Source organism: Vibrio sp. OPT46, assembly GCF_015163535.1.
GTDB classification, from domain to species: domain Bacteria; phylum Pseudomonadota; class Gammaproteobacteria; order Enterobacterales; family Vibrionaceae; genus Vibrio; species Vibrio alginolyticus.
Genome location: NZ_JADDYG010000437.1, coordinates 1,497 through 6,226, shown reverse-complemented (window position 1 = coordinate 6,226; position 4,730 = coordinate 1,497). Strand labels below are relative to the sequence as shown.

Sequence of the window (4,730 nt, the reverse complement as noted above, 5' to 3'; positions counted from 1 at the left end):
AGTTGAATCGTGTAATTGATGATGAGGGTTCTGGCGGCACAAACTATGAGGCGGGCTTACAGTCGGCCGTTGAATGGTTCAGCAGTCAACCTAACCCTAATGGCCAAAATATCACGTACTTTGTTACGGATGGTCAACCAAATAGAGCAACATACCTCTATGGTGTCGCACCGAGTGAATTCTCGAAAGTGATTTTGGACGTCGATAATTCTGGCAAGCTTGTTACCCTGCAAGATATTGCGAGTAAAAACAATTACTCATACGGACAAACAGTTACCTACAAAGGTGATGTCGTTATAGATAGTTACGGTAAGGTTTATTCACCGCTAACAGGAAGAATCCTTGGCGATATCGACAGATATTATGGCTCTATCCGTTATTACGATGAAGGGAATAGCTCGACACAAGCTCAACACATGTATCAAGTACTAGCGGCATTGTCCTCTATAGAAGCGATAGGTCTTGGGAGTGGCGTTGATGAACATACACTCAAGCAGTATGACACTGATGGTGTGGTAGAGTCAGATATTGATGTTACTAAGCTTGCTGAAACGATATTGGGTCAAGATGTACCTCTCAAACAAGGTTCAGACACTATTCAAGGAGGTGAAGGTAACGATATCTTGTTAGGTGACTTAATTGAGTTTGGTGGTAATGAACAAGGCTTAAGTGCGATTCAATCACATGTGGCGCAGCAAACGGGTCAGGATGTGTCTACCGTTGACGGCGAAGATATACATGAGTACGTTAGAAATAACTTGGAAGAATTCAACCAAACTCACCAAGGAGATAAATCGGATAATTTATATGGCGGCGCTGGTGATGACTTACTATTTGGTCATGGTGGCAACGACATACTCGTTGGCGGTGAAGGGGATGATATTCTGATTGGTGGTTTAGGTAGTGATACTTTAACAGGGTCAGAAGGGGCCGACATCTTTAAGTGGAGTGAAGTCACTAACGATGTTGATACTGTCACTGACTTCAATAAAAATGAAGACGCTCTAGACTTCTCAGATCTGTTTGACGACTTATCTAAAGATGAAATTGGAGAGCTTCTTAATGATCTTCAATCAGGTGATCATACTGGTGATGTCGGAGAGTATCATGTAGAAGTGGCACCAGACGGGGGATCTGAGGCAAACCTGAGTATTACAAAAGGGAGCTCGACATTGGACATCCATTTTGACGGTGCAAGTGTTGATGATGTGACTCAAAGCTTAATTGCGAGTTTAGAAGCTCAGTACAAAGACATGTAGTAGCGCTAAACTGTAGTCAAATTTAAAATCAAAAAGGTCTAGCAATTTGCTAGACCTTTTATTTTTACGGTCTGTTTATTGTTGTGCTAGCTTTTTGGAAGTGTTGTGAAAACGGTCCATTCTTTCTTCACTTCACCCTTGTGGCCAATCACTGTTGCGGTTACTCGACGGTTCAATGCGTGACTAACTTGGTCTGTACCTTGTGTCGCAAGTACTGTGTCTCCATAGCCGACAATGGTAACTCTATCTCCACTAATGCCGTTCTTCATGAGCTCTTTTCTAACGTTTTCAGCGCGGCGCTTAGATAAGTCAAGATTATGTTCTGCAGTACCAGTGCGACTAGCATAACCTTGAATCTCTATAGACGTGTTCGGGTACTCTTTCAAAAAGTCGGATAGTTCAAGAATTTGTTGCGTAAAGATAGGGTTGATCACATCGGAATCGTTCGCAAATAGTACTCGAATTTGCATTTCTTGTGAGGAGTCAACGTACGAACCGCAACCGTCGTTGTCTATTTCGGCACCCAAAGGTGTACCCGGGCACAAATCTCGCTCGTTAATGACTCCGTCAGAGTCATCATCTATATGATCAGCCCACTGATCGGCAATTGGGGTATCTATGTAATCATATTCATCACCACGATCTGATGAACTGCATGCGGAGAGCATTAATGAGAGTGTAATAAAAGCTATGTGTTTCATAATTAATACTCCACTTCTTCTAGCCATTCTTTAGGCATTTCAACCCTTAATGCACTCAACAGTTGCCCAGTTGCGTTCATCACTCGATATTTGGCGTACTGCTCTGCGTATTTAGAATCTAAGTAGTCTTTACGCGCCTCAAAGAGCTCGTTTTCAGTGTTCAATAGATCAAGCAGTGTTCGTTTACCGATGCGATATTGCTTCTCGTAAGCAATTACGGTTTCAGACGCAGAGTCTACATGATCTGATAGAAACTCTTTTTGTTGTAATGTTAAATCAAGCGCACTCCAAGAAAGCCTTAACCCTTCTTCAACATTGCGATAGGCACCTTCACGCAAGTCTTTTGCTTTATTTAGCTGGTAGGCAAAGTTTTCTGAGTTCGCTGCATCACTGCCACCATTGAATAGGTTGTAGCGTAGACGCAGCATGGCAAGTGTCTCATCACTTCGACCTTTTAAACCATCAGCGTCGTCACGCCATGTTTGCGAAGCTTCAATTGAAATGGTTGGGTAATTAACACCTTTAGACTGTTTGTATTGAAACTTAGCCGAGTCTACGTCTGCGAGCGCCACTTGAATAACGGGATGAAGTTCAAATGCCAAGCCTACCGCTTCATCAACCGTGTACGGGATAAAGTTTTGGTCCGCTCTCGGAAAGATTAACCCTTGTGGTGTTTGACCGACTAAACGAGTGAACATCGTGTGAGAGTCATACAGGTTATTTTGAGCAGCAGCTAAGTTTCCGTGTGCTTTTGCCAAACGTGCTTCTACCTGCGTCAAGTCAGCAGTAGAGCCGATACCCGAGTTGACTCGTTTTTTAATGTCATCGTAAATATCTTTATGAACAGCAAGGTTGTTTTCTGAAAGCTTTAGGACTTCATACGCTTTAACAGCGTCCAAGTACACTTTAGTCACTTCAAGTGCCTTATCTGAAGCATCTGCTAAGAGTTGAAATCTAACAGATTCAGCATCAGCTGCGGTTCGATCAATATCATTTAATGTAGCGCTACCATCCCATATTAGTTGGGTCAGTGTCACTGAAGCTTCCTTTCGAGTGTAATCCGTGTCTCCTCGACCAACTTCATCTGACGGGTCTAATCCTTCATATCCAATTCCAGCATCTAGATCAACAGAGGGGAGGTAAGCACCTGATGAAGCTTCATTTATGTACTTCTGGCTCATAAACTCGTTAAATGCACTCTTAATATCGGGGTTATTTTGTAGCGTCTGTGCAACCGCTTGCTCTAGAGTTTGACCGAAAACTGGTGAAGACACTATTAAGCAACAGCAGGCTATATGTACTCGATTCCATCTCACGTTAGTTCTCCTAAAATCATGTCGCTCTTATTCTGTTTCATATTTGAGACGAGAAGTTACAAACAATGAATTTTCTTAGTGCGTATTATCAACTTGTTGATGTTTAAATGTTTAATTCAATAAAAAACAACAATCTTACTCTCTAAACTCTAGCATACGAGGCAAAGCTTGCTTGGTAAGTGGTCGATTTTTTCGTAGAAAACCTTTTTATCTTAAGAGCATAGCGGAAACTGGTTTAAATGAAGGCAAATTCTTCGGTTATTTTCCTTATTACTCTCAAAAAACTAAATCCTCTTGGAATAAAACGAAAAATTCATATTTTGTCTAAACTATAGACGTGTTTAGTGCAGTAACAAGCCTTTAATTAAACTAATACAAGGATGAAGAGCATGGATCGAGTAGCGTTAAGTTCATTGATGAGCAATGTCGTGGTTATAGGGCTTGATGGGAACCTGAGAAGTCTTGAAAGTGGTCAGCTACCTCAGCCTGGTGAATTAATTATTGAGGAAGTTTCTGATACATCAGAATTAATTGTACAACAGGTAACACCGCAAGGTAGTTCAATTAACGTTACTGATGATGTCACTGCGCTAATCGAGGCTATCGCTAGTGGAGAAGACCCTACTGCTCTTGGTGAGGATTTTGAGCCAGCTGCAGGTGAGGAAAGTGGTTCTAGCCCCCAAAATACTGGTGCAATAGATCGTACTGGCGCTGAATTGTTGGCTAGTACGAATTTTGAGACCGTCGGTATTGATGGAATCGGACTATCTACAACTCAAGCACTATCTTTGTTGGATCTTTTCAGAGTAATTAATGGCCCTGTACCACCGACTATCTTAGTTCAAGAAATATCTAGTCCGACTATCAACGAAGGTGACCAAGTTGTATTCGATATTACTCTAAGTCAAACAACTGAAGACAACACTGATGTCATTCTTTCTCTCCTTGATGGAACCGCAACAGGCGGCTCAGCTGACGAGAACGGGAGTGACTACGTCAATGAGCGTGTCCTCATAACATTTTCTGATGGTACAACAGAAGAAGTTTCAGTCGGTGAAAGCGGAACCTTTACCATTTCGATCCCACCGGGTGAAAGTGACTTTACGGTCTCTATAGACTCTATTGACGACTCTGTATTTGAAGGCCCAGAAACGTTTACGCTCTCTGGCACGACAGAAGAACAAAGCACACCTGTTACTGGGACTGCCACTATTTTAGATGATGGTAGTGGACCTGGCTCAAATCCTGATGATGATCGCCCAGCGGTAACGATGAGTGATGCAGGTACGGTTAATGAGGGTGAGACAGCGAACTTCAAAGTGACGCTGTCGAATGCCTCCGAGTCCACTGTTCAAGTCGAGCTAGGCCTGAACTTAGGTGACACCGAAGTTGGAGACTTAGGCACCTTAGAATACAACACAGGCTCCGGTTGGGTTGCAGTGCCAAACGATGGC

3 protein-coding genes and 1 pseudogene are annotated in these 4,730 nt (G+C 42.6%); 2 read left to right on the top strand and 2 right to left on the bottom strand.

Annotated elements, in window-relative coordinates:
* Positions 1–1,259 (top strand): annotated as a pseudogene (locus tag IQR33_RS35550) (RTX toxin); the annotation flags it as partial.
* Positions 1,260–1,345: 86 nt separating this feature from the next.
* On the opposite strand, the gene IQR33_RS18970 reads toward IQR33_RS35550, so the two are convergent.
* Complete coding sequence (locus tag IQR33_RS18970; protein WP_005377363.1) at positions 1,346–1,960, bottom strand: OmpA family protein; 615 nt, start codon at positions 1,958–1,960, stop codon at positions 1,346–1,348.
* Between the two features lie 2 nt (positions 1,961–1,962).
* Positions 1,963–3,276: a TolC family outer membrane protein gene (locus IQR33_RS18965; RefSeq protein ID WP_021707835.1), complete on the bottom strand. Its 1,314-nt coding sequence runs from the start codon at positions 3,274–3,276 to the stop codon at positions 1,963–1,965.
* A 389-nt stretch (positions 3,277–3,665) separates the two neighbouring features.
* Here IQR33_RS18965 and IQR33_RS33550 point away from each other — a divergent pair.
* On the top strand, positions 3,666–4,730 hold a 1,065-nt coding region (locus IQR33_RS33550; protein ID WP_277914636.1), incomplete at its 3' end, for a Calx-beta domain-containing protein.